This is a genomic window from Streptococcus mitis (assembly GCF_002096815.1).
Classification (GTDB): domain Bacteria; phylum Bacillota; class Bacilli; order Lactobacillales; family Streptococcaceae; genus Streptococcus; species Streptococcus mitis_AD.
Window position 1 is genome coordinate 15215 of sequence record NZ_NCVJ01000020.1, and the last position, 20118, is coordinate 35332.

General features: G+C 34.9%; 16 protein-coding genes and 3 tRNA genes. 13 read left to right on the top strand and 6 right to left on the bottom strand.

Annotation, left to right across the window (positions count from 1 at the left end):
- Positions 1 to 30: 30 nt before the first annotated feature.
- A complete protein-coding gene (gene htrA / locus B7696_RS05370; protein WP_084862603.1) occupies positions 31 to 1212 on the bottom strand; it encodes a serine protease HtrA in 1182 nt (393 codons plus the stop codon).
- Between the two features lie 187 nt (positions 1213 to 1399).
- On the opposite strand from htrA, the gene rlmH reads away from it, so the two are divergent.
- From rlmH to B7696_RS05405, 7 genes are all read left to right on the top strand, one after another.
- On the top strand, positions 1400 to 1879 hold the full coding sequence (rlmH, locus tag B7696_RS05375) for a 23S rRNA (pseudouridine(1915)-N(3))-methyltransferase RlmH (protein WP_084862605.1): 480 nt from the start codon (positions 1400 to 1402) through the stop codon (positions 1877 to 1879).
- A 43-nt stretch (positions 1880 to 1922) separates the two neighbouring features.
- Positions 1923 to 1996: transfer RNA gene (locus B7696_RS05380), tRNA-Arg, on the top strand.
- A 165-nt stretch (positions 1997 to 2161) separates the two neighbouring features.
- Positions 2162 to 2284 carry a competence-stimulating peptide ComC gene (gene comC, locus B7696_RS05385; protein WP_084862607.1) on the top strand — a complete coding sequence of 41 codons (123 nt, stop codon included), beginning with the start codon at positions 2162 to 2164 and terminating at the stop codon, positions 2282 to 2284.
- Positions 2285 to 2296: 12 nt separating this feature from the next.
- The gene (comD, locus tag B7696_RS05390; RefSeq protein WP_084862609.1) at positions 2297 to 3622 is read left to right on the top strand and encodes a competence system sensor histidine kinase ComD; all 1326 of its coding nucleotides are present in this window, start codon (positions 2297 to 2299) and stop codon (positions 3620 to 3622) included.
- On the top strand, positions 3619 to 4371 hold the full coding sequence (comE, locus tag B7696_RS05395; protein WP_000866073.1) for a competence system response regulator transcription factor ComE: 753 nt from the start codon (positions 3619 to 3621) through the stop codon (positions 4369 to 4371). The genes comD and comE overlap by 4 nt, the downstream gene beginning before the upstream one ends.
- Positions 4372 to 4422: 51 nt before the next feature.
- Positions 4423 to 4494: transfer RNA gene (locus B7696_RS05400), tRNA-Glu, on the top strand.
- Between the two features lie 5 nt (positions 4495 to 4499).
- Positions 4500 to 4573 (top strand) — tRNA-Asn (locus tag B7696_RS05405).
- A gap of 40 nt (positions 4574 to 4613) precedes the next feature.
- On the opposite strand, the gene B7696_RS05410 is transcribed toward B7696_RS05405, so the two are convergent.
- Entirely contained in the window at positions 4614 to 5156 is a 543-nt protein-coding gene (locus B7696_RS05410) for a TetR/AcrR family transcriptional regulator (RefSeq protein WP_084862612.1), read from the bottom strand.
- Positions 5157 to 5283: 127 nt separating this feature from the next.
- On the opposite strand from B7696_RS05410, the gene B7696_RS05415 reads away from it, so the two are divergent.
- Positions 5284 to 7926, top strand: coding sequence for a YhgE/Pip domain-containing protein (locus B7696_RS05415; protein ID WP_084862614.1), 2643 nt, complete (start codon positions 5284 to 5286; stop codon positions 7924 to 7926).
- A 25-nt stretch (positions 7927 to 7951) separates the two neighbouring features.
- Here the strand turns inward: B7696_RS05415 and B7696_RS05420 are convergent, their stop codons facing one another.
- Entirely contained in the window at positions 7952 to 10495 is a 2544-nt protein-coding gene (locus B7696_RS05420; RefSeq protein WP_049552683.1) for a YfhO family protein, read from the bottom strand.
- 61 nt (positions 10496 to 10556) lie between these two features.
- On the bottom strand, positions 10557 to 12179 hold the full coding sequence (locus tag B7696_RS05425) for an ATP-binding cassette domain-containing protein (RefSeq protein WP_000958774.1): 1623 nt from the start codon (positions 12177 to 12179) through the stop codon (positions 10557 to 10559).
- Positions 12180 to 12384: 205 nt separating this feature from the next.
- On the opposite strand from B7696_RS05425, the gene trpS reads away from it, so the two are divergent.
- The gene (gene trpS, locus B7696_RS05430) at positions 12385 to 13410 is read left to right on the top strand and encodes a tryptophan--tRNA ligase (RefSeq protein ID WP_049491108.1); all 1026 of its coding nucleotides are present in this window, start codon (positions 12385 to 12387) and stop codon (positions 13408 to 13410) included.
- A gap of 151 nt (positions 13411 to 13561) precedes the next feature.
- A complete protein-coding gene (gene guaB / locus B7696_RS05435; protein WP_000073401.1) occupies positions 13562 to 15040 on the top strand; it encodes an IMP dehydrogenase in 1479 nt (492 codons plus the stop codon).
- A 49-nt stretch (positions 15041 to 15089) separates the two neighbouring features.
- On the opposite strand, the gene recF is transcribed toward guaB, so the two are convergent.
- On the bottom strand, positions 15090 to 16187 hold the full coding sequence (gene recF, locus B7696_RS05440; protein ID WP_084862616.1) for a DNA replication/repair protein RecF: 1098 nt from the start codon (positions 16185 to 16187) through the stop codon (positions 15090 to 15092).
- Between the two features lie 2 nt (positions 16188 to 16189).
- Positions 16190 to 16558: a S4 domain-containing protein YaaA gene (gene yaaA / locus B7696_RS05445; protein ID WP_049552681.1), complete on the bottom strand. Its 369-nt coding sequence runs from the start codon at positions 16556 to 16558 to the stop codon at positions 16190 to 16192.
- A gap of 158 nt (positions 16559 to 16716) precedes the next feature.
- Here yaaA and yfmF point away from each other — a divergent pair, with 158 nt between their 5' ends.
- Genes yfmF through rodZ form a run of 3 tightly spaced genes read left to right on the top strand, consistent with a single transcriptional unit; the run spans position 16717 to position 20116 of the window.
- A complete protein-coding gene (yfmF, locus tag B7696_RS05450) occupies positions 16717 to 17967 on the top strand; it encodes an EF-P 5-aminopentanol modification-associated protein YfmF (protein WP_049491113.1) in 1251 nt (416 codons plus the stop codon).
- The gene (gene yfmH, locus B7696_RS05455) at positions 17964 to 19247 is read left to right on the top strand and encodes an EF-P 5-aminopentanol modification-associated protein YfmH (protein WP_084862618.1); all 1284 of its coding nucleotides are present in this window, start codon (positions 17964 to 17966) and stop codon (positions 19245 to 19247) included. The genes yfmF and yfmH overlap by 4 nt, the downstream gene beginning before the upstream one ends.
- Positions 19248 to 19288: 41 nt before the next feature.
- On the top strand, positions 19289 to 20116 hold the full coding sequence (rodZ, locus tag B7696_RS05460) for a cytoskeleton protein RodZ (protein WP_061589683.1): 828 nt from the start codon (positions 19289 to 19291) through the stop codon (positions 20114 to 20116).
- Positions 20117 to 20118: the final 2 nt, after the last annotated feature.

The window sequence follows — 20118 nt, forward strand, 5'->3', positions numbered from 1 at the left end:
TATGTAAAGCTTTCTTTACATAGATGTCAATTAAGATTCTAAATCACCTGAACTCTTGTCAAGTTTAATAGATGTAGTTTCTTCTTTACCGTTACGATAGTAAGTTATCTTAATGGTGTCTCCGATAGAATGATTGTAAAGAGCACTTTGTAAATCTGTTGATGAAGCAATGTCTTTGTCGTCTACTTTTGTAATAACATCGTATTTTTCAAGGTGACCATTGGCAGGCATATTACTTTGTACAGAACGAACAACTACACCAGATGTTACATTGCTTGGAATATTCAGTCTTCTAATATCACTTGTATTAATATTTGAGAGATTGACCATTTGAATTCCCAAAGCTGGACGAGTAACTTTTCCGTTCTTTTCCAACTGTTCAATAATATTGATAGCATCATTTGCAGGGATTGCAAAACCAAGACCTTCTACAGATGTTCCTCCATTTGTTGCAATTTTACTTGAGGTAATTCCGATAACCTGTCCTTGAATATTGATTAGTGGGCCACCAGAGTTACCTGGGTTAATAGCAGTATCAGTTTGGATGGCTTTTGTAGAAATGGCTTGTCCATCTTCAGATTTTAAAGATACATTTCGATTAAGACTAGATACGATACCTTGAGTGACAGTATTAGCATATTCAGAACCTAATGGGCTACCGATGGCAATAGCAGTTTCTCCTACGGTTAACTTGCTAGAATCACCAAATTCAGCTACTGTTGTCACTTTTTCTGAAGAGATTTTGACGACAGCAATATCAGAGAAAGTATCAGCTCCGACGATTTCTCCAGGTACTTTAGTTCCATCTGACAAACGAATATCTACTTTGCTGGCACCATTTATAACGTGATTGTTGGTGACGATGTAAGCTTCTTTATCATTCTTTTTATAAATAACCCCAGATCCTTCACTAGAGATTTGCTGAGAATCTGTGTCAGTATCATCATTACCAAATACGCTATTTTGTCTGTTTGCCGAATAAGTAATAACAGAAACAACAGCATCTTTTACTTTGTTAACAGCCTGAGTTGTTGAATTTTCGTTTTTATAGGCAGTTTGTGTAATAGTACTATTGTTGTTAGAGCTACTTACACCACTTTTTTGAGTTAGTTGGTTTATTGAAAAACTACCCAAGGCACCGCTAATAAAGCTAATGACGATAACGACTAATAATTGAAACCATTTTTTGTAAAATGTTTTTTGATGTTTCATATTTACCTCCATATGTTATGTTTGAAATTACTGAAAGTATAAACTGACTAGCTTAATTATAACTTAAAAACAAAAGTTTTTCACAGATTGTGGATAACTTTCAAAAATCTGTGGTTTTCTAGTGAAAATTAACCTTTTATTTTGTGAATAAGATGTGAAAAAATGGAGAATATGTTAGAATAGAGTCATGAAAATTAAAGTTGTAACAGTCGGGAAACTGAAAGAAAAGTATTTAAAAGATGGTATCTCAGAGTATTCAAAACGAATTTCTCGATTTGCTAAGCTTGAAATGATAGAGCTAGCAGATGAAAAAACACCAGATAAGGCCAGTGAATCAGAAAATCAAAAGATTTTAGAAATAGAAGGTCAGAGAATTTTATCAAAAGTTGGTGACCGTGATTTTGTTATTGTGTTAGCCATTGAAGGGAAAACTTTCTCCTCAGAAGAATTTAGTAAGCATTTAGAAGAAGCTTCTATAAAAGGATTTTCTACTCTTACTTTTATTATTGGAGGGAGTCTGGGATTAGCACAGGATGTAAAAAAGAGATCCAATCTCTCTGTTAGTTTTGGTCGTTTAACCTTGCCCCATCAGTTAATGAGACTAGTCCTTGTTGAACAAATCTATCGAGCTTTTACAATACAGCAGGGCTCGCCCTATCATAAATAGAAAATTGACTTTCAATTGAATTTTTGGTAGAATAGCTGTATTAGGTCTCATAGCTCAGCTGGATAGAGCATTCGCCTTCTAAGCGAACGGTCGCAGGTTCGAATCCTGCTGGGATCAATATAGTAGCAAAGCTGGGAATTTTCCCGGCTTTTTTTTTAAAAAAGTACACTTGGGGAGAAAAAAATGACAGTTGAGAGAATTTTATCTAAAATTAAATTCCATTTTGTATAATGGTTTTTGTAAGTTAGCTTACAGGAAAAAAACATTTTAGGAGATTTTATTATGAAAAACACAGTTAAATTGGAAAAGTTTGTAGCCTTGAAGGAAAAAGAATTGCAGGAGATTCGAGGTGGGGAGATGAGGAGAATAGATAAAATGTTTATTAATTTTCTTAAAAGAAGATAAGGGAGTGTCAGAATGAATTTTTTCTTAGTAGTAGATTTTATATTATATTTTTTTATTATTAGTCACAGTTACAGTTTAATTTGCAAAGGTCAAATAAAAGAAAAGGAACTATACGTTTTTGGTGCTTATACATTACTAGTAGAAATAGTACTTAGCCTTTCCTTTTATCTTCTAAATTTAGATGGGTTAGGAATTGCAACATTTTTATTTCCTTTGGGTTTATATTCCTATTTTCGATGGATTAAACAGTATGAGAGGGATAGAGGACTATTCCTAAGTTTACTACTATCTCTTTTATATGAGAGCACTCATACCTTTCTGTCCGTAACTTTCTCCTCTCTAACAGGAGACAATTTTGTTTTACAATATTATGACCCATTCTTTTTCGTTGTAACGGTATTGACCTATTTTATTATCTTAAAAATCATTCATTATTTCCACTTGGAACTAACCTATTTTGACAAAGACTACCTCTATCCTTTCTTGAAAAAAGTATTTTTTGCTTTACTATTGCTACATATTGTATCTTTCGTTTCAGATATGGTAAGTACGATTAAACATTTGAATAGTTTTGGAAGTATTCTATCATCTATTGTCTTTATATCTCTCCTTCTGACCTTCTTTGCAATGAATTCTCATAAAGAACAAATGGAGAAAGAAATTGCGTTGAAGCAGAAGAAATTTGAACAGAAACATTTACAAAACTATACAGATGAAATTGTTGGTCTGTATAATGAAATTCGTGGTTTTCGACATGATTATGCTGGGATGCTTGTCAGCATGCAGATGGCAATTGACAGTGGTGATTTACAGGAAATTGACAGAGTTTACAATAAAGTTTTAGTCAAAGCAAATCATAAACTGCGTTCAGATAAGTACACTTACTTTGATTTGAATAACATAGAAGATTCAGCTTTACGAAGTTTGGTTGCTCAGTCAATTGTATATGCTCGAAATAATGGTGTAGAGTTTACACTGGAAGTAAAAGATACGATTACCAAGCTTCCAATTGAACTATTGGATTTGGTTCGTATCATGAGTGTTTTATTGAACAATGCTGTGGAAGGATCGGCCGATAGCTATAAAAAACAAATGGAAGTAGCAGTTATTAAGATGGAAACTGAAACAGTTATTGTGATTCAAAATTCATGTAAAATGACGATGACTCCTTCAGGAGATCTATTTTCATTAGGATTCTCTACTAAGGGAAGAAATCGTGGAGTCGGATTAAATAATGTAAAAGAACTATTAGATAAGTACAACAATATTATTTTAGAAACAGAGATGGAAGGCAGTACATTTAGACAAATCATTAGATTTAAGAGGGAATTTGAATGAAAGTTTTAATTTTAGAAGATGTTATTGAACATCAAGTGAGACTAGAGAGAATATTGGATGAAATTTCGAAAGAATCGAATATTCCAATATCATACAAGACAACGGGAAAAGTTCGTGAGTTTAAGGAATATATCGAAAATGATGAAGTAAACCAGCTTTATTTTCTAGATATTGATATTCATGGAATTGAGAAAAAAGGGTTTGAAGTTGCTCAGTTTATTCGTCATCACAATCCTTACGCTATTATCGTCTTTATCACCAGTCGATCAGAGTTTGCGACTCTAACCTATAAATACCAGGTATCAGCCTTAGATTTTGTTGATAAGGATATCAATGATGAGTTGTTTAAAAAGAGAATTGAGCAAAATATCTTTTACACAAAGAGTATGTTACTTGAAAATGAAGATGTTGTAGATTATTTTGACTACAATTACAAGGGAAATGATTTAAAAATTCCTTACCATGATATTTTGTATATTGAAACGACAGGTGTCTCTCATAAATTACGCATTATTGGTAAGAATTTTGCCAAAGAGTTTTACGGTACCATGACAGATATTCAGGAAAAGGACAAACATACTCAGAGATTTTATTCTCCTCATAAGTCATTTTTGGTAAATATAGGCAATATCAGAGAAATTGATCGAAAAAATCTAGAAATTGTTTTCTATGAAGACCATCGTTGTCCTATTTCAAGATTAAAAATTAGAAAATTAAAAGATATTCTAGAGAAAAAATCTCAAAAGTAATTGACAATTAGCAAGAAATTGATATAATGGTTATATCTGCTACAGATAGAAGGTCCGTTGGTCAAGGGGTTAAGACACCGCCTTTTCACGGCGGTAACACGGGTTCGAATCCCGTACGGACTATTTTATCCGCCATAGCTCAGTTGGTAGTAGCGCATGACTGTTAATCATGATGTCGTAGGTTCGAGTCCTACTGGCGGAGTATAGATAAAAGGGAACACAACTGTGTTCCTCTTTTTGTATCAATTTGTATCACCAAGCATTTTCATAAGGAAGTCTGTTATTTCTTGAGGACTTTCTTTTTTTCCATGTGCAATCCAAGTTTGGCAGACACCAAAAAGTGCGTGAGTTAGATAGATGCTACTATATTCTAATTCAGTGGTATTGAGATTCAGTTGCATAAATCGCTTTTGTAAATCTGTACTGAGCATGATATGAAGTTTATTTCGTAAGAAATTTTGGATTTCTTTAGTCCCATTTTCAGAAAGAAGGGCAGCCAGAAGTGGTTCTGATTCTAGATATTCAAATACTTCTAAAATAGCGTCTCTTTTGTGATGAGCATGTTTTTGAAAAATATATTCAAATGTATGAAATAGCTTGCTTTGATAGTGCTCAATCATATCATACTTATCCTTATAGTGAGTATAGAAGCTGGAACGACTAATTCCGGCTTTGTCTGCTAACTTGACAGTAGAAATTTGATCAAATGGCTGTTCCATCAGTAATTGTACCATAGCATTTTCAATAGTTCGCTTTGTTTTTAAGCGTTTGTTACTTTCTTGCATATTTCCTCCTTGTAAACAAATTAGACTATCTGTCTAAAAATGGATTTTTTATCTTGTAATTTAGATTTTTTATTGTATAATCTATTATATCAAAATTTTAGACAATATGTTTAAAAAAGGAGAAGATATGTTTAAAGAATGGAAAGCAATTTTTAAAAAACCAACCTTTATTATTGTTATGATAGGGATTTCTCTTATTCCAGCTCTGTACAATATCATATTTTTGTCATCAATGTGGGATCCATATGGGCAATTGTCTGACTTACCTGTGGCAGTTGTCAATAATGATAAAGAGGCCTCTTATAATGGTAATAGCATGTCTATAGGAAAAGATATGGTGTCTAATTTAGAGCAAAATAAATCATTGGATTTTCATTTCGTAGATGAAGAGGAAGGTAAGAAGGGATTGGAAGATGGCGATTACTATATGGTAGTGACTTTACCAAGTGATTTATCTGAAAAAGCAGCTTCGATTTTAACGGATCATCCAGAGCAAATGCAAATCGATTATCAGACTTCAAGTGGTCATAGTTTTATTGCCAGCAAGATGAGTGATTCTGCGATGACACAATTAAAGCAGAATGTGTCTACAAATGTAACTGAGACCTATACTAAAGCTTTATTTAACAAGATGGTCGAATTAAAAGATGGTATGAGTCAAGCAGCTTCTGGTAGTGAAAAATTAACTGATGGAGCGAATCAGTTAGTGACAGGAAGTCAAACATTGACTACTAACCTACACTCTTTAGCAGATTCAAGTTTAACATTTTCAAATGGAACGGAGCAGTTTACTAAAGGATTATCTGCTTATGTTTCTGGTGTTGAACAACTTCATATTGGCTTAGGGACTTTTAATAGTGGTTTGGTTACATATACGGGTGCAGTGAGTAAATTAGATAGCGGATTAGGTCAATTAGCTTCTAAAAGTCCTGAATTAGTAGGAGGAATCAATCAATTATATACTGGTGTAGCGGCCTATACTGGCGGTGTTTCTCAGCTCAATACTGGTCTTAACCAATTTTCATCTGGTGTTAGTGCCTATACAAATGGAGTGGGAAATCTTGCAACAGGTGCGAATCAGTTATCTAGTCAATCAGCTACACTTCGAATGGGTGTGGAGCAATTAAGTGAAGGAATTCAACAACTTTCTAGCAAGTTAGATGCTTCGTCTGAGCAAAAAGATCAAATTAATCAATTATCTTCTGGTCTAAATCAGTTAAATCAAGCTATTCAAAATATTGATGTTGGAGATACAAAACAATTAGATTCTGTTTTATCAAGTATAGTATCTCTTTCTAATCAAATGTTAGCAAGTGCTCAGTCTGAAAAATCAACTACATTAGCCAATATTCAATCAACAGCAGCTTATCAATCATTGACAAGTGAGCAACAAGCTGAGATAAGTGCTTCTGTATCTCAAAATTCGACTGATAGTATTCAATCGGCTCAGTCAATTATAGCTTCAGTACAAGGTTTACAGGGAAGTTTAGAAAACTTACAAAATCAATCTTCAAATCTTTCGACTTTAAAAAATCAAGCTAATCAAGTATTACCTATTGCTTCTACTTCTTTGACAGGATTGTCAAGTGGATTAACAGAGATACAAGGAGCTGTTGCTAGCAAATTAGTTCCTGCCAGTCAGTCGATTACATCGGGTGTAAATGCATATACTGCAGGTGTTGATAAAGTTTCTCAAGGCGCAAGTCAACTAAGTGAAAAGAATTCCACCTTGACAGGTAGTCTGGATCAACTAGTTTCAGGCTCAACTACCTTGACACAAAAATCTTCTAACTTGACAGCAGGAGTTGGTCAATTAGTTGAAAAAACTCCAGAATTAGTGTCTGGTATTGAAAAATTATCAACTGGCTCTAACCAATTGAATCAAAAGAGTCAAGAATTAATGGCAGGAGTTGATAAATTACAATCAGGATCTGGTCAATTAGCAGACAAATCCAGTCAGTTACTTTCAGGTGCTTCTCAATTAGAGAATGGAGCTAATAAATTGGCAGATGGATCTGGTAAACTTGCAGAAGGTGGAACAAAGTTAACTTCTGGATTGGAAGGTTTACAGATAGGAGTTGCTTCTTTGGGACAAGGATTAAGTAATGCTAGAGATCAACTTAAATCAGCATCAACGGAATCTAAAAATGCAGAGATTTTGTCAAATCCACTCAATCTTTCAAAAACAGACAATGATCAAGTTCCTGTAAATGGAATTGCAATGGCTCCTTATATGATATCAGTTGCTCTCTTTGTTGCAGCAATATCAACGAATATGATCTTTGCGAAGTTGCCTTCAGGACGTCATCCAGAGAGTCGTTGGGCTTGGTTGAAATCTCGAGCAGAAATAAATGGTATTATAGCTGTTTTGGCAGGAATTTTGGTATATGGAGGAGTTCATCTTATTGGTCTAACGGCTAATCATGAGATGAGAACATTTATTCTCATTATCCTAACAAGTTTAGTATTCATGTCCATGGTGACCGCTTTAACAACATGGAATAGCCGTATAGGAGCTTTCTTTTCTCTTATTTTGCTTTTATTACAGTTAGCATCAAGTGCAGGTACTTACCCGCTTGCTTTGACAAATGATTTCTTTAGAGCTATTAATCCCTGGTTACCAATGAGTTATTCAGTTTCGGGATTACGACAAACAATCTCTATGACAGGAAATATTCATCATCAAGTCATTTTCCTTGCTGTGATATTAGCCCTATTTACTGGTTTAGGTATGCTAGCCTATCGACCTAAGAAAATGGAAGAAGATTAAAAAAATCGACCAACTGGTCGATTTTTTATGCTTTAGATGACTTTCGTCTGTGATTATAGGTTCCAAATAGTAAGAGAGAAGTAAAGGAACAAATTGCTCCAGTAATAAAACCATTGGGAATAAAGGAAAGTGTAATAGTTCCTTTTCCCTTAGGAACGTCAACTTTCATAAAACCAGTTTGAGCTTGTTTAATTTCTATTTTCTTACCATCTTGGTAGGCAGACCAGCCTTTATCATAAGGAATGGTGAAGAAAATGGACGTATCTTGCTTAACATCATATGTAGCAAAGACCTTGTTTTTAGAAGTTGATACTGTGACAGGTTGTTCTTTAATTTTTTGAATTGCCTCGGTGAATGTTTTGGTATCTAAACGATAGAAGGTAGGAGATTCAAATGATACTTGTGAATTTCCAGGGAAACTAACATTGATATTGAAAGTTTTTTTCTCTTTTGTATAGCCTAGATTAAAGAAGGAGAAGACATTATCAGTTGTAAAAGTTTTCTTTTCTCCATTTACAAGGATGTCAACCTTTTTTTGTTTGTCATTAGAAAAGTGAATGTTTGTGAAAGAAAGATAAACTTGGCTATTTTCTGGCACTTCAATTTGATACTGGATTGCTGCATCCTCATTTGAAGAACTTGTGACACTAATCAAATCATTAGTATTTTCTGTTTTGTCATAAGGGATTGGAGAAAAATAATCAAAATTGACGTCAGCAAGTTGATTTAAAAACGAGGCCTGATTATCTAGAGTGTGTTCAGTGAACTTGACATCATTGTAAACAGATTGACTAGCAAAGGCAATCGGAAGAAAGTATTGATTTTCATATAGGGTAAGATTATCTTTTTGATAGATATCTTTAAAACCATACTTATCAATAGGACTGTCTGAGATATTGTACTGGATACCAAATAAACTATCAGCCAAAATACTATTATTTGCATAGCGGAGATTGAGATTAGTCCCAGAGGATTTAAACCCAAGTTTATCCAAAGTAGAGCTTGCTGAACGATTTCGAACAGATGAAAATTGAGAGATTCCATTGTAGTTGAATTTCATACTGTCATTTCCTGTCTGAGTCTCTAGTTTCTCAGTACGAGAAAATTGGTTCCCAATATATGTTGAGAAAGATTTCATAGCTGGTATATCTCGATTATAAGCACTTCGAGAAGCAAAACCCCATTCTTTAGCAATTCCGTCTATTTGAGATGAAGCATTTAAACTCATTTCAACCATTATAAATAAAGAGATTAGAATGGCAAATAGATTTACAGAGATAAATTTTTTGATAACTGCAAGGAGTAAAAGAGAATAGACAACCAAAAATTCAAGAGTAAGCAGAATATTCAAATCTGTTAAAAAAGAATAATGCGATTTTAGATAGATGGTAGCTAAAAATCCTGCTACCACAAAAAAAAGCGAAACTAAAAAATTCCAGATTTTAATTTCTTTCAGACGATTTAAGACCTCTGCTGCTGTATAAATTAACAGGGTAGAGAAAATCCAAGCATAGCGATGTAAAAACATATTTGGAGTATGCATACCTTGCCAAAATAAATCAAGAGCTTCTATATAAAAGCTTACAATTAGAAATGCAAAGAAAATTGCATAGATCAGTTTCACGTGAAACTTAATGGATTTAAGTGTAAAAAATAAAATGGTCAAAATAAAGGGAAGCAGTCCAATAAAAATCATTGGGATAGCCCCATACTTTGTTGTATCAAAGGAACCAATGAATTGCTTAGCAAAGAGATCAAGATACCAGCTACTTTCAGTTTGAAACTTTGTAACTTCAGTCAACTTTTCCCCATGTGTCTGTAAATCAAATAGAGTGGGAAGAGTCACAATCAAACTAGCCATACCAGATAAAAAGGAGATGACTATGAAATCAAGAAAAGATGATTTTCGTGTTTTAAAATCCCAAGAAATTTGACAGAGATACCAGAAAATAAGAAACAGTGCTGTCATATAGCCAAAATAATAATTTTGGATAAATAAGATTGACAGACTTGTAAAGTACAATAGGAATTTCTTTTCAGTGATAAGTAGCTGTAAACCAGTTATAATTAAAGGAATCAAGATAAAAACATCTAGCCAGGTTTTTATCTCTAATTGACTGACAGTGAAACTCATCAGAGCATAGGAAGTAGATAAAGCTAGTTTTAAAGGCTTAGGAATCGATTTAAATAATTTATTTAAACTAAAGTAAGTTGACAGTCCAATCAATCCAAATTTTAAGAGAGTTGTCAGATAGACAGCATCTGGCATATTAGTTAGATCAAAAAAGTAAACTAGTGGTGAAAGGAAACTTCCCAAGTAATAACTAGATAGGGCATAGAAATTTAATCCGAGGCCACTTGTAAAGGTGTAAAACAGACTACCATTTCCATGTAGGATATTTCGTAAAGCTACATCAAAAATAACGTATTGATGAAACCCATCTCCTAATAGTGGAGATGTATCGCTATTCCAGTAGATACCTTGAGATAGATATACTCCTATCATAATGATTACGGGAATGATGAAAGAAACAAAATAGGTCCAATATGTTTTAAAAAATAATTTCATGTTACCTCATAAAATGTTAGAAAACTCAGCTGGTTAACCCAACTGAGTTTTGAAGTTTTATTTAGTCTTTCCAAAGTTCTTTAACTTTTGCTTGTACTTCTGCATTTTCTAGGAATTCATCATAGGTTTCATCGATACGGTCAATGACGCCATTTTTAGACAAGACAATGATATGGTTAGCTAGAGTTTGAATAAACTCGTGGTCATGGCTAGCAAAGATGATTGATTCTTTAAAGTTTTTTAATCCATCGTTCAAGCTTGAGATAGATTCCAAGTCCAAGTGATTGGTTGGATCATCAAGTACAAGGACATTTGATTTTAAGAGCATGAGTTTTGAAAGCATGACACGAACTTTTTCTCCCCCTGACAAGACATTTACAGGTTTGTTAACCTCATCTCCAGAGAAGAGCATACGGCCGAGGAAGCCACGTAGGAAAGTATTGTCATCTTCTTCTTTACTTGCGAATTGACGCAACCAGTCAAGGATTGACTCTCCTCCTGCAAAATCTGCCGAGTTATCTTTTGGCAAGTAAGAACGGCTAGTAGTTACTCCCCACTTGACAGTTCCTTCATAGTCAATGTCTCCCATGATTGCACGAATTAATGCAGTCGTTTGGATGTCATTCTGTCCAATAAGCGCTGTCTTATCACCTGGACGCAAGATGAAACTAATATTGTCTAGGATAGTTTCACCGTCAATCTTTACAGTTAGATTTTCTACTGTCAAGAGGTCATTACCAATTTCACGTTCTGCCTTAAAGTTGATAAATGGATATTTACGACTAGATGGCACAATCTCTTCTAGCTCAATCTTATCAAGCATTTTCTTACGTGATGTTGCTTGTCTTGATTTAGAAGCATTAGCAGAGAAACGAGCAACGAACTCTTGCAATTGTTTAATTTTTTCTTCTGCTTTGGCATTACGGTCTGCTAGCAATTTAGCAGCGAGTTCAGAAGATTCTTTCCAGAAATCATAGTTTCCGACATAGAGTTTGATTTTTCCGAAGTCAAGGTCGGCCATGTGAGTACATACTTTGTTTAAGAAGTGACGGTCGTGGGATACTACGATAACGGTGTTATCAAAATCAATCAAGAAGTCTTCTAGCCATGTAATTGATTGAATATCCAAACCATTGGTCGGCTCGTCCAAAAGAAGAACATCTGGTTTACCAAAAAGTGCTTTGGCGAGGAGAACCTTTACTTTTTCACCGTTGGCCAATTCGCTCATATTTTGATAGTGCAATTCTTCTGGGATATTTAGGTTTTGAAGGAGTTGAGAGGCTTCACTTTCTGCTTCCCATCCTCCAAGCTCGGCAAACTCTCCTTCAAGTTCGGCAGCACGCACTCCATCCTCATCTGAGAAATCTTCCTTCATGTAGATGGCATCTTTCTCTTTCATGATGCTATAAAGTTTTTCATTTCCCATGATAACAACATCAATGGCACGTTCATCTTCATAGTCAAAGTGATTTTGACGAAGAACAGAGAGACGTTCATCTGGACCAAGAGAGATGTGACCAGTAGTAGGTTCTATATCTCCAGCTAAAATTTTTAAAAAGGTTGATTTTCCGGCACCATTAGCACCGATTAATCCGTAAGTATTTCCTTCTGTAAATTTGATATTGACATCATCAAAAAGTTTGCGATCACTAAAACGTAGTGAAACATCAGATACTGTAAGCAATGTTTTTCTCCTATATGTGTAATATATTTATTCTACTAGAAAATACGGAAATATTCAAATTTTTATCTGTCAATTTTGTGTAAATTATATTTACAGTATACTTTACACGAATCCGTAAATAGCAAGACTGATTTATTTTGATAAATTACGGTTATTTCATTAAAAAAATGCTATAATTGAAGGGACTATATCGAAGGAGAATAAAATGATTAAACCCATTATTTTAACAGGAGACCGTCCAACAGGAAAATTGCATATTGGACATTATGTTGGAAGTCTCAAAAATAGAGTTTTATTACAGGAAGAGGATAAGTATGATATGTTTGTGTTCTTGGCTGACCAACAAGCTTTGACAGATCATGCTAAAGACCCTCAAACAATTGTAGAGTCTATCGGAAATGTTGCTTTGGATTATCTTGCAGTTGGATTGAATCCAAGTAAATCGACAATCTTTATTCAAAGTCAAATTCCAGAGTTGGCTGAGTTGTCTATGTATTATATGAATCTAGTTTCATTGGCACGTTTGGAGCGTAATCCAACTGTCAAGACAGAAATTGCTCAGAAAGGATTTGGACAAAGCATTCCGACAGGATTCTTGGTCTATCCAATAGCTCAAGCAGCTGACATCACAGCTTTCAAGGCTAATTATGTTCCTGTTGGGACAGATCAGAAACCAATGATTGAGCAAACTCGTGAAATTGTTCGTTCTTTTAACAATGCATATAACTGTGATGTTTTGGTAGAACCGGAAGGTATTTATCCAGAAAATGAGAGAGCAGGGCGTTTGCCTGGTTTAGATGGAAATGCTAAAATGTCTAAATCCCTCAATAATGGTATTTATTTAGCTGATGATGCGGATACTTTGCGTAAAAAAGTAATGAGTATGTATACAGATCCAGATCATATCCGCGTTGAGGATCCAGGTAAAATTGAAGGAAATATGGTTTTCCATTATCTAGATGTTTTTGGTCGTCCAGAAGATGCTCAAGAAATTGCTGACATGAAAGAACATTATCAACGAGGTGGTCTTGGTGATGTGAAGACTAAGCGTTATCTACTTGAAATATTAGAACGTGAACTGGGTCCTATTCGTGAGCGCCGTATCGAATTTGCTAAGGATATGGGAGAAGTTTATAATATGCTTCAAAAAGGTAGTGAAAGAGCGCGTGAAGTTGCAGGTCAAACCCTATCTGAGGTTAAAGGAGCAATGGGACTTCATTACTTTAACTAAGTTTATTTTACAAGAAACTATCATTTCTATCTCGAAGAAAAGATAGTTTTTTATTTACCCCTGTAACATTTGACAAATTTTTATAGAATGGTATGATAGATACAATATAAAAAGAGTCAAGCTCAAAAAGAAAGAAAAGAGGAAACTTCGAATGTCTAATTGGGACACTAAATTTTTGAAAAAAGGTTTTACCTTTGATGATGTATTGCTTATTCCAGCTGAAAGTCATGTGTTGCCTAACGATGCAGATTTAACAACTAAATTGGCAGATAATTTGACTTTAAATATCCCAATTATTACCGCTGCCATGGACACAGTTACAGAGAGTCAAATGGCCATTGCTATTGCTCGTGCAGGTGGTCTCGGAGTTATCCATAAAAACATGTCAATTGCTCAACAAGCAGACGAGGTTCGCAAGGTAAAACGTTCTGAAAATGGAGTTATTATTGATCCGTTCTTCTTGACACCTGAACATACAATTGCTGAAGCAGATGAGCTTATGGGTCGTTACCGCATCAGTGGTGTTCCAGTTGTTGAAACACTTGAAAATCGTAAATTGGTTGGTATTTTGACAAACCGAGATCTTCGTTTTATTTCAGATTATAACCAACCAATCTCAAATCATATGACCAGTGAAAATCTTATTACTGCTCCTGTGGGTACAGATCTTGCAACAGCTGAGAGCATTCTTCAAGAACACCGTATTGAAAAACTTCCGTTGGTAGATGAAGAAGGTCGTCTTTCTGGTTTGATTACCATCAAAGATATTGAAAAAGTTATTGAGTTTCCAAATGCCGCTAAAGATGAGTTTGGTCGTCTACTAGTTGCAGGTGCAGTAGGTGTTACTTCAGATACATTTGAACGTGCAGAGGCTCTTTTTGAAGCAGGAGCAGATGCGATTGTTATTGATACTGCACATGGTCATTCTGCAGGTGTCTTGCGTAAAATTGCTGAGATTCGTGCTCACTTCCCAGATCGTACTTTGATTGCTGGAAATATTGCAACAGCTGAGGGTGCACGTGCCCTTTATGAAGCAGGTGTAGATGTTGTCAAGGTTGGTATTGGACCAGGTTCTATCTGTACTACTCGTGTGATTGCAGGTGTTGGTGTTCCACAAGTAACAGCTATCTATGATGCTGCAGCTGTTGCGCGTGAATATGGTAAAACGATCATTGCTGACGGTGGAATCAAGTATTCTGGAGATATTGTAAAAGCTCTTGCGGCTGGTGGAAATGCTGTTATGCTTGGATCTATGTTTGCTGGAACTGATGAAGCTCCAGGAGAAACCGAAATCTTCCAAGGACGTAAATTCAAGACTTACCGTGGTATGGGTTCAATCGCTGCTATGAAGAAAGGCTCAAGCGATCGTTACTTCCAAGGTTCTGTCAATGAAGCAAACAAACTCGTTCCAGAAGGAATTGAAGGTCGTGTTGCTTATAAAGGAGCGGCAGCTGATATTGTCTTCCAAATGATTGGTGGTATTCGCTCTGGTATGGGTTACTGTGGTGCAGCTAACCTTAAAGAACTACACGATAACGCTCAATTTATTGAAATGTCTGGTGCTGGTTTGAAAGAAAGCCATCCTCATGATGTACAAATTACTAATGAGGCACCAAATTATTCTATGTAAAAACAATGAAAAGAACTCCAGTGAAAACAGGAGTTCTTTTACAATGCTGTCAATTTTTGTTTACAGAAACTTTACCACCCTGAATAGCGAAAATACTTAGATTTTCTGGTAGATTCTGAAGATGATCTAAGCTGGTTGTTGTAATAAAGGTTTGGATTGAATGAGAAATCGTTTCTAATAATTTTAGTTGTCTAGTGTTGTCAAGTTCGCTCATAACATCGTCAAGTAGTAATATTGGAGACTCTGTAGTAATACTTTCCATTAATTCGATTTCTGCTAATTTTATAGAAAGGACGAGACTACGATGTTGACCTTGACTTCCAAAGCTAGCATCCATCCCATTTATATAAAAAGAAATATCATCTCGATGAGGACCAACACCAGTATTCTTTTTAAATAAATCTCTGGACCTACTTTTTTCTAAAGCAATTTTGAAAGATTCTGATAAGTTTTCTTTGTCAGCTATCTTGACAGAAGATTGATAGGCTATTGACAACTCTTCAATCTGATTAGAGAGTTCAAAATGTTTCTTACGCCCAAATGATTCTAGTTTTTTTATGAAATCTAAGCGGTGATTCATCACACGACATCCATAATCGACTAGCTGATCATCTAGTACTGAAAGGAAGGTTTCATCTATTGTTGGAGCTGATTTTAGATAGGTATTTCTTTGTTTAAGGATGTGGTTATAATTAGTTAAATCAGATAAATAGATTGGCTTAATTTGCCCAAGCTCCATATCAATGAATTTTCGTCGAACCGAAGGTGCTCCTTTAATTAGTTGTAAATCTTCAGGAGCAAATAAGACAACATTCATGTGTCCGACATAATCTGAAAGGCGTGCCTGTTTTAAATGATTCACTTTTGTCACACGGCCTTTTTGTGTTAGTTCGATTTCGAGAGGAATGGATCCAGTTTTTTTCTGAACAAGACCTGAAAGATGAAGCTGTTCCTCATCAAAATGAATGAGATTTTTATCAGTTCGAGTTCGATGACTGCGTGTTAAGGCTAAAAAATAGATAGCCTCTAACATATTTGTTTTACCTTGTGCATTGCGTCCTAAAAAGACATTTAATTTAGGATTAAAGTCTATTTTCGTCTCTTTGTAGTTACGAAAAGTTTTGAGAGATAGGTGTTGTAGCCACATGATTATCTACCAGGGAATCGTGGAGCTTGTTTGCTTTTTGGTGATGAAGTAGGTTTAGAGTTGTCTTTCTTTACTCCCTTATTCATCTCATTGACGAGTTTAGCGATTCGTTTTTTTTCAACTTTATCAGCCTGATACTCCTCTTGTTCTTCAAAAGTAGGTTGTGTCAACAAGATGTCAATATTCATGTCAGGGATGTCAACTTTATCGCCAATACGAAGTTTTTTACCACGACGACTCTCTAATTCTCCATTAAAGTAAACAGAATGTTCAGAGAGAAATGATTTGATAGCTCCTCCGCTATGTGTAATTCCAAGTTCTTTGAGTAGTGCTTGGAGGGTAATAAATTCTTCAAATAATTTGTATTCCATAATTCACCTCAATCTTTGGTATTATACCATATTTTCCTAAAAATAGTGAGAGAAACAAGGAATAATGTAAGCGATTTTTATTTCAAAAGTGTTACAGCGAACAAGAAAATTTCAGTTTTTCGTGATATAATAGAAGTCTGTATATAAGGAGGTAAATCATGGAGTTAGTGCATGGAATTTCAACACATTTTATCCAATCAAAAAAGTTTAAAACGAACAAAATCGCCGTGCGTTTTGCCGCTCCATTATCCCTCGATACGATTGCAGGTCGCATGTTGAGTGCGAGTATGCTAGAGACTGCTAATCAGATGTATCCCACTTCTCAAGATTTGAGAAGACATTTGGCCAGTCTATACGGTACAGATATGTCAACCAATTGTTTCAGAAGAGGGCAAAGTCATATTGTAGAATTGACATTTACCTATGTTCGTGATGAGTTTTTAAGTAGGAAAAATGTGCTAACTTCTCAGGTTTTGGAACTAGTAAAAGAGACTCTTTTCTCACCCATAGTAGTTGATAATGGGTTTGATCCGGCCTTATTTGAAATTGAGAAAAAACAATTGCTAGCAAGTTTAGCAGCTGATATGGATGATTCTTTTTATTTCGCACATAAAGAATTAGATAAATTGTTTTTTTATGATGAACGTCTCAAATTGGAATATAGTGATTTACGAAATCGTATTTTAGCTGAAACTCCACAAAGTTCTTATTCTTGTTTCCAAGAATTTTTGGCCAATGATCGAATAGATTTCTTTTTCCTAGGTGATTTTAATGAGGTTGAAATTCAAAATGTATTAGAATCATTTAACTTTAAAGGTCGAAAAGGAGATGTGAAGGTTCAGTATTGTCAACCTTATTCCAATATCCTACAAGAAGGTATGGTTCGGAAAAATGTGGGACAATCCATTTTGGAATTAGGTTATCATTGCCCTTCTGAATATGGTGATGAGCAACATTTACCCATGATTGTAATGAATGGTTTACTTGGTGGATTTGCTCACTCTAAACTATTTACAAATGTCCGTGAAAATGCTGGATTGGCTTATACTATTTCAAGTCAGCTCGATTTATTTAGTGGATTCTTGAGGATATATGCTGGTATTGATCGAGAAAATCGGAACCAGGCTCGTAAAATGATGAATAATCAACTGCTTGATTTAAAAAAAGGTTATTTTACAGAGCTTGAGCTAGAGCAGACCAAGAAAATGATTCGTCGGTCTTTGTTGCTTTCTCAAGATAATCAATCTTCATTGATTGAACGTGCTTATCAAAATGCCTTACTTGGAAAATCTTCAGCAGAATTTAAAGGTTGGATTGCAAAACTTGAGCAAGTTGACAAAGATGCTATTTGTAGAGCAGCTAGTAATGTGAAATTACAAGCAATTTACTTTATGGAAGGAATAGAATGACAAAGGTTGTTTTTGAAGAAAAGTACTATCCAGCTGTAAAAGAAATGGTTTATCGAACTCGTTTGTCCAACGGATTGACAGTTGCTCTTTTGCCTAAAAAGGAATTTAAAGAGGTTTACGGGAGTGTAACTGTACAGTTTGGTTCGATAGATACGCTTGTAACAGAAGTTGACGGATATGTAAAAGAATATCCTGCGGGAATTGCTCATTTTCTTGAACATAAATTATTTGAGAGAGAAGATGCTAGCGATTTGATGTCGGCTTTTACGAGTCTAGGTGCAGATAGTAATGCCTTTACAAGCTTTACAAAAACAAACTATCTCTTTTCAGCAACGGATCATTTTTTAGAAAATTTGGACTTACTTGATGAATTGGTAACATCAGCACAATTTACTGAAGATTCTATTTTAAGGGAGCAGGATATTATACAGCAAGAACGAGAAATGTATCAAGATGATCCAGATTCGTGTTTATTCTTTTCAACTTTAGCGAATTTGTATCCTGGTACACCTTTAGCAACTGATATAGTTGGAAGTGAGGAGTCAATTTCCCAAATCAATCTAACTAATTTGCAAGAAAATTTTACAAGATTTTACAAACCTGTAAACATGTCTCTGTTTTTCGTTGGTAATTTTGATGTGGAACGAGTACAGGACTATTTTGAAAGCAAAGAACTGAAAGATTTAGATGTTCAGGAAGTAGTAAGAGAAAAGCTTGTTTTACAAGATGTAAAGCAAACAGACAGTATGAGAATGGAAGTGTCTTCTCCCAAACTAGCGATTGGTATTAGAGGTAAGCAAGAAGTTGCTGAAGCGGATTGCTATCGATATCATATTTTATTAAAATTATTGTTTGCAATGATGTTTGGTTGGACTTCGGATCGTTTTCAGAAATTATATGAATCAGGTAAAATTGATGCGTCCTTATCTCTGGAAGTTGAAGTAACAAGTCGTTTTCATTTTGTTATGTTGACAATGGATACAAAAGAGCCAGTTGCTTTATCTCATCAGTTTAAAAAGGCTATTCGTAATTTCACAAAGGATATAGATATTACAGAGGATCATTTAGACATTATCAAAAGAGAGATGTTTGGAGAATTTTTCAGTAGCATGAACTCTCTTGAATTTATTGCAACGCAATATGATGCTTTTGAAAATGGTGAGACAATTTTTGATTTGCCGAAAATTTTACAGGAAATTACTTTAGAGGATGTCCTTGATGCTGGACATCATTTAATAGATGATGGTGATATAGTTGATTTTACAATATTCCCATCGTAGTAACCTATCATAATCGATACTAGAAAGAAGGAATGACAAGTATGAGGAAAAAAACAATTGGTGAGGTTTTACGTTTAGCTAGAACCAACCAAGGGTTGACTTTAGAAGAATTACACAAAAAAACAGAAATTCAGTTGGATATGTTGGAAGCGATGGAAGCTGATGATTTTGATCAACTTCCTAGTCCATTTTATACTCGTTCTTTTTTGAGAAAGTATGCGTGGGCAGTTGAGCTAGATGAGCGAATTGTCTTGGATGCTTATGATTCTGGGAGCATGATTACTTATGAGGAAGTAGATGTTGATGAAGTGGAGTTGACAGGTAGGAGACGTTCAAGTAAGAAAAATAAGACATCATTTTTACCTTTATTTTATTTTATACTCTTTGCACTATCGATTGTCATTTTTGTGACTTATTATGTTTGGAATTATATTCAGACTCAACCGGAGCGTTCATCTGCGTCTAGTTATAGTGTAGTCCAAGCAACAAGCTCGACTAGTTCTGCAACTCCATCTTCAAGTAGTGGTTCATCAAGTAGCTCTTCGAATATTGAACCAGTTATAAGTGTATCAGGTGAAGGAAATTATGTAGAAATCGCTTATAAAACAAGTAAGGAAACCGCAAAATTGCAATTATCGGTTTCAGATGCTAGAAGTTGGGTTAGTGTTTCAGAAAGTGAGCTTGAGGGTGGTGTGACCTTATCACCGGATAATAAAAGTGCAGAAACAACAGTTTCAACAAAAAATCCTGTGACCATTACTTTAGGTGTTGTCAAAGGTGTTGCTTTAACAGTAGATGATCAGACTGTTGATTTATCGAAATTAACAGCTCAAACTGGACAAATCACTGTAACCTTTACTAGAAATTAAGG

What these genes read in the sequence shown, in the direction of transcription:
- B7696_RS05420 (WP_049552683.1), bottom strand. Translation starts at nt 10,495, where the DNA reads ATGAAATTATTTTTTAAAACATATTGGACCTATTTTGTTTCTTTCATC.
- comD (WP_084862609.1), top strand. Translation starts at nt 2,297, where the DNA reads ATGAATTTTTTCTTAGTAGTAGATTTTATATTATATTTTTTTATTATT.
- guaB (WP_000073401.1), top strand. Translation starts at nt 13,562, where the DNA reads ATGTCTAATTGGGACACTAAATTTTTGAAAAAAGGTTTTACCTTTGAT.
- recF (WP_084862616.1), bottom strand. Translation starts at nt 16,187, where the DNA reads ATGTGGCTACAACACCTATCTCTCAAAACTTTTCGTAACTACAAAGAG.
- yaaA (WP_049552681.1), bottom strand. Translation starts at nt 16,558, where the DNA reads ATGGAATACAAATTATTTGAAGAATTTATTACCCTCCAAGCACTACTC.
- trpS (WP_049491108.1), top strand. Translation starts at nt 12,385, where the DNA reads ATGATTAAACCCATTATTTTAACAGGAGACCGTCCAACAGGAAAATTG.
- rodZ (WP_061589683.1), top strand. Translation starts at nt 19,289, where the DNA reads ATGAGGAAAAAAACAATTGGTGAGGTTTTACGTTTAGCTAGAACCAAC.
- B7696_RS05410 (WP_084862612.1), bottom strand. Translation starts at nt 5,156, where the DNA reads ATGCAAGAAAGTAACAAACGCTTAAAAACAAAGCGAACTATTGAAAAT.
- yfmF (WP_049491113.1), top strand. Translation starts at nt 16,717, where the DNA reads ATGGAGTTAGTGCATGGAATTTCAACACATTTTATCCAATCAAAAAAG.
- comE (WP_000866073.1), top strand. Translation starts at nt 3,619, where the DNA reads ATGAAAGTTTTAATTTTAGAAGATGTTATTGAACATCAAGTGAGACTA.
- comC (WP_084862607.1), top strand. Translation starts at nt 2,162, where the DNA reads ATGAAAAACACAGTTAAATTGGAAAAGTTTGTAGCCTTGAAGGAAAAA.
- yfmH (WP_084862618.1), top strand. Translation starts at nt 17,964, where the DNA reads ATGACAAAGGTTGTTTTTGAAGAAAAGTACTATCCAGCTGTAAAAGAA.
- htrA (WP_084862603.1), bottom strand. Translation starts at nt 1,212, where the DNA reads ATGAAACATCAAAAAACATTTTACAAAAAATGGTTTCAATTATTAGTC.
- rlmH (WP_084862605.1), top strand. Translation starts at nt 1,400, where the DNA reads ATGAAAATTAAAGTTGTAACAGTCGGGAAACTGAAAGAAAAGTATTTA.
- B7696_RS05415 (WP_084862614.1), top strand. Translation starts at nt 5,284, where the DNA reads ATGTTTAAAGAATGGAAAGCAATTTTTAAAAAACCAACCTTTATTATT.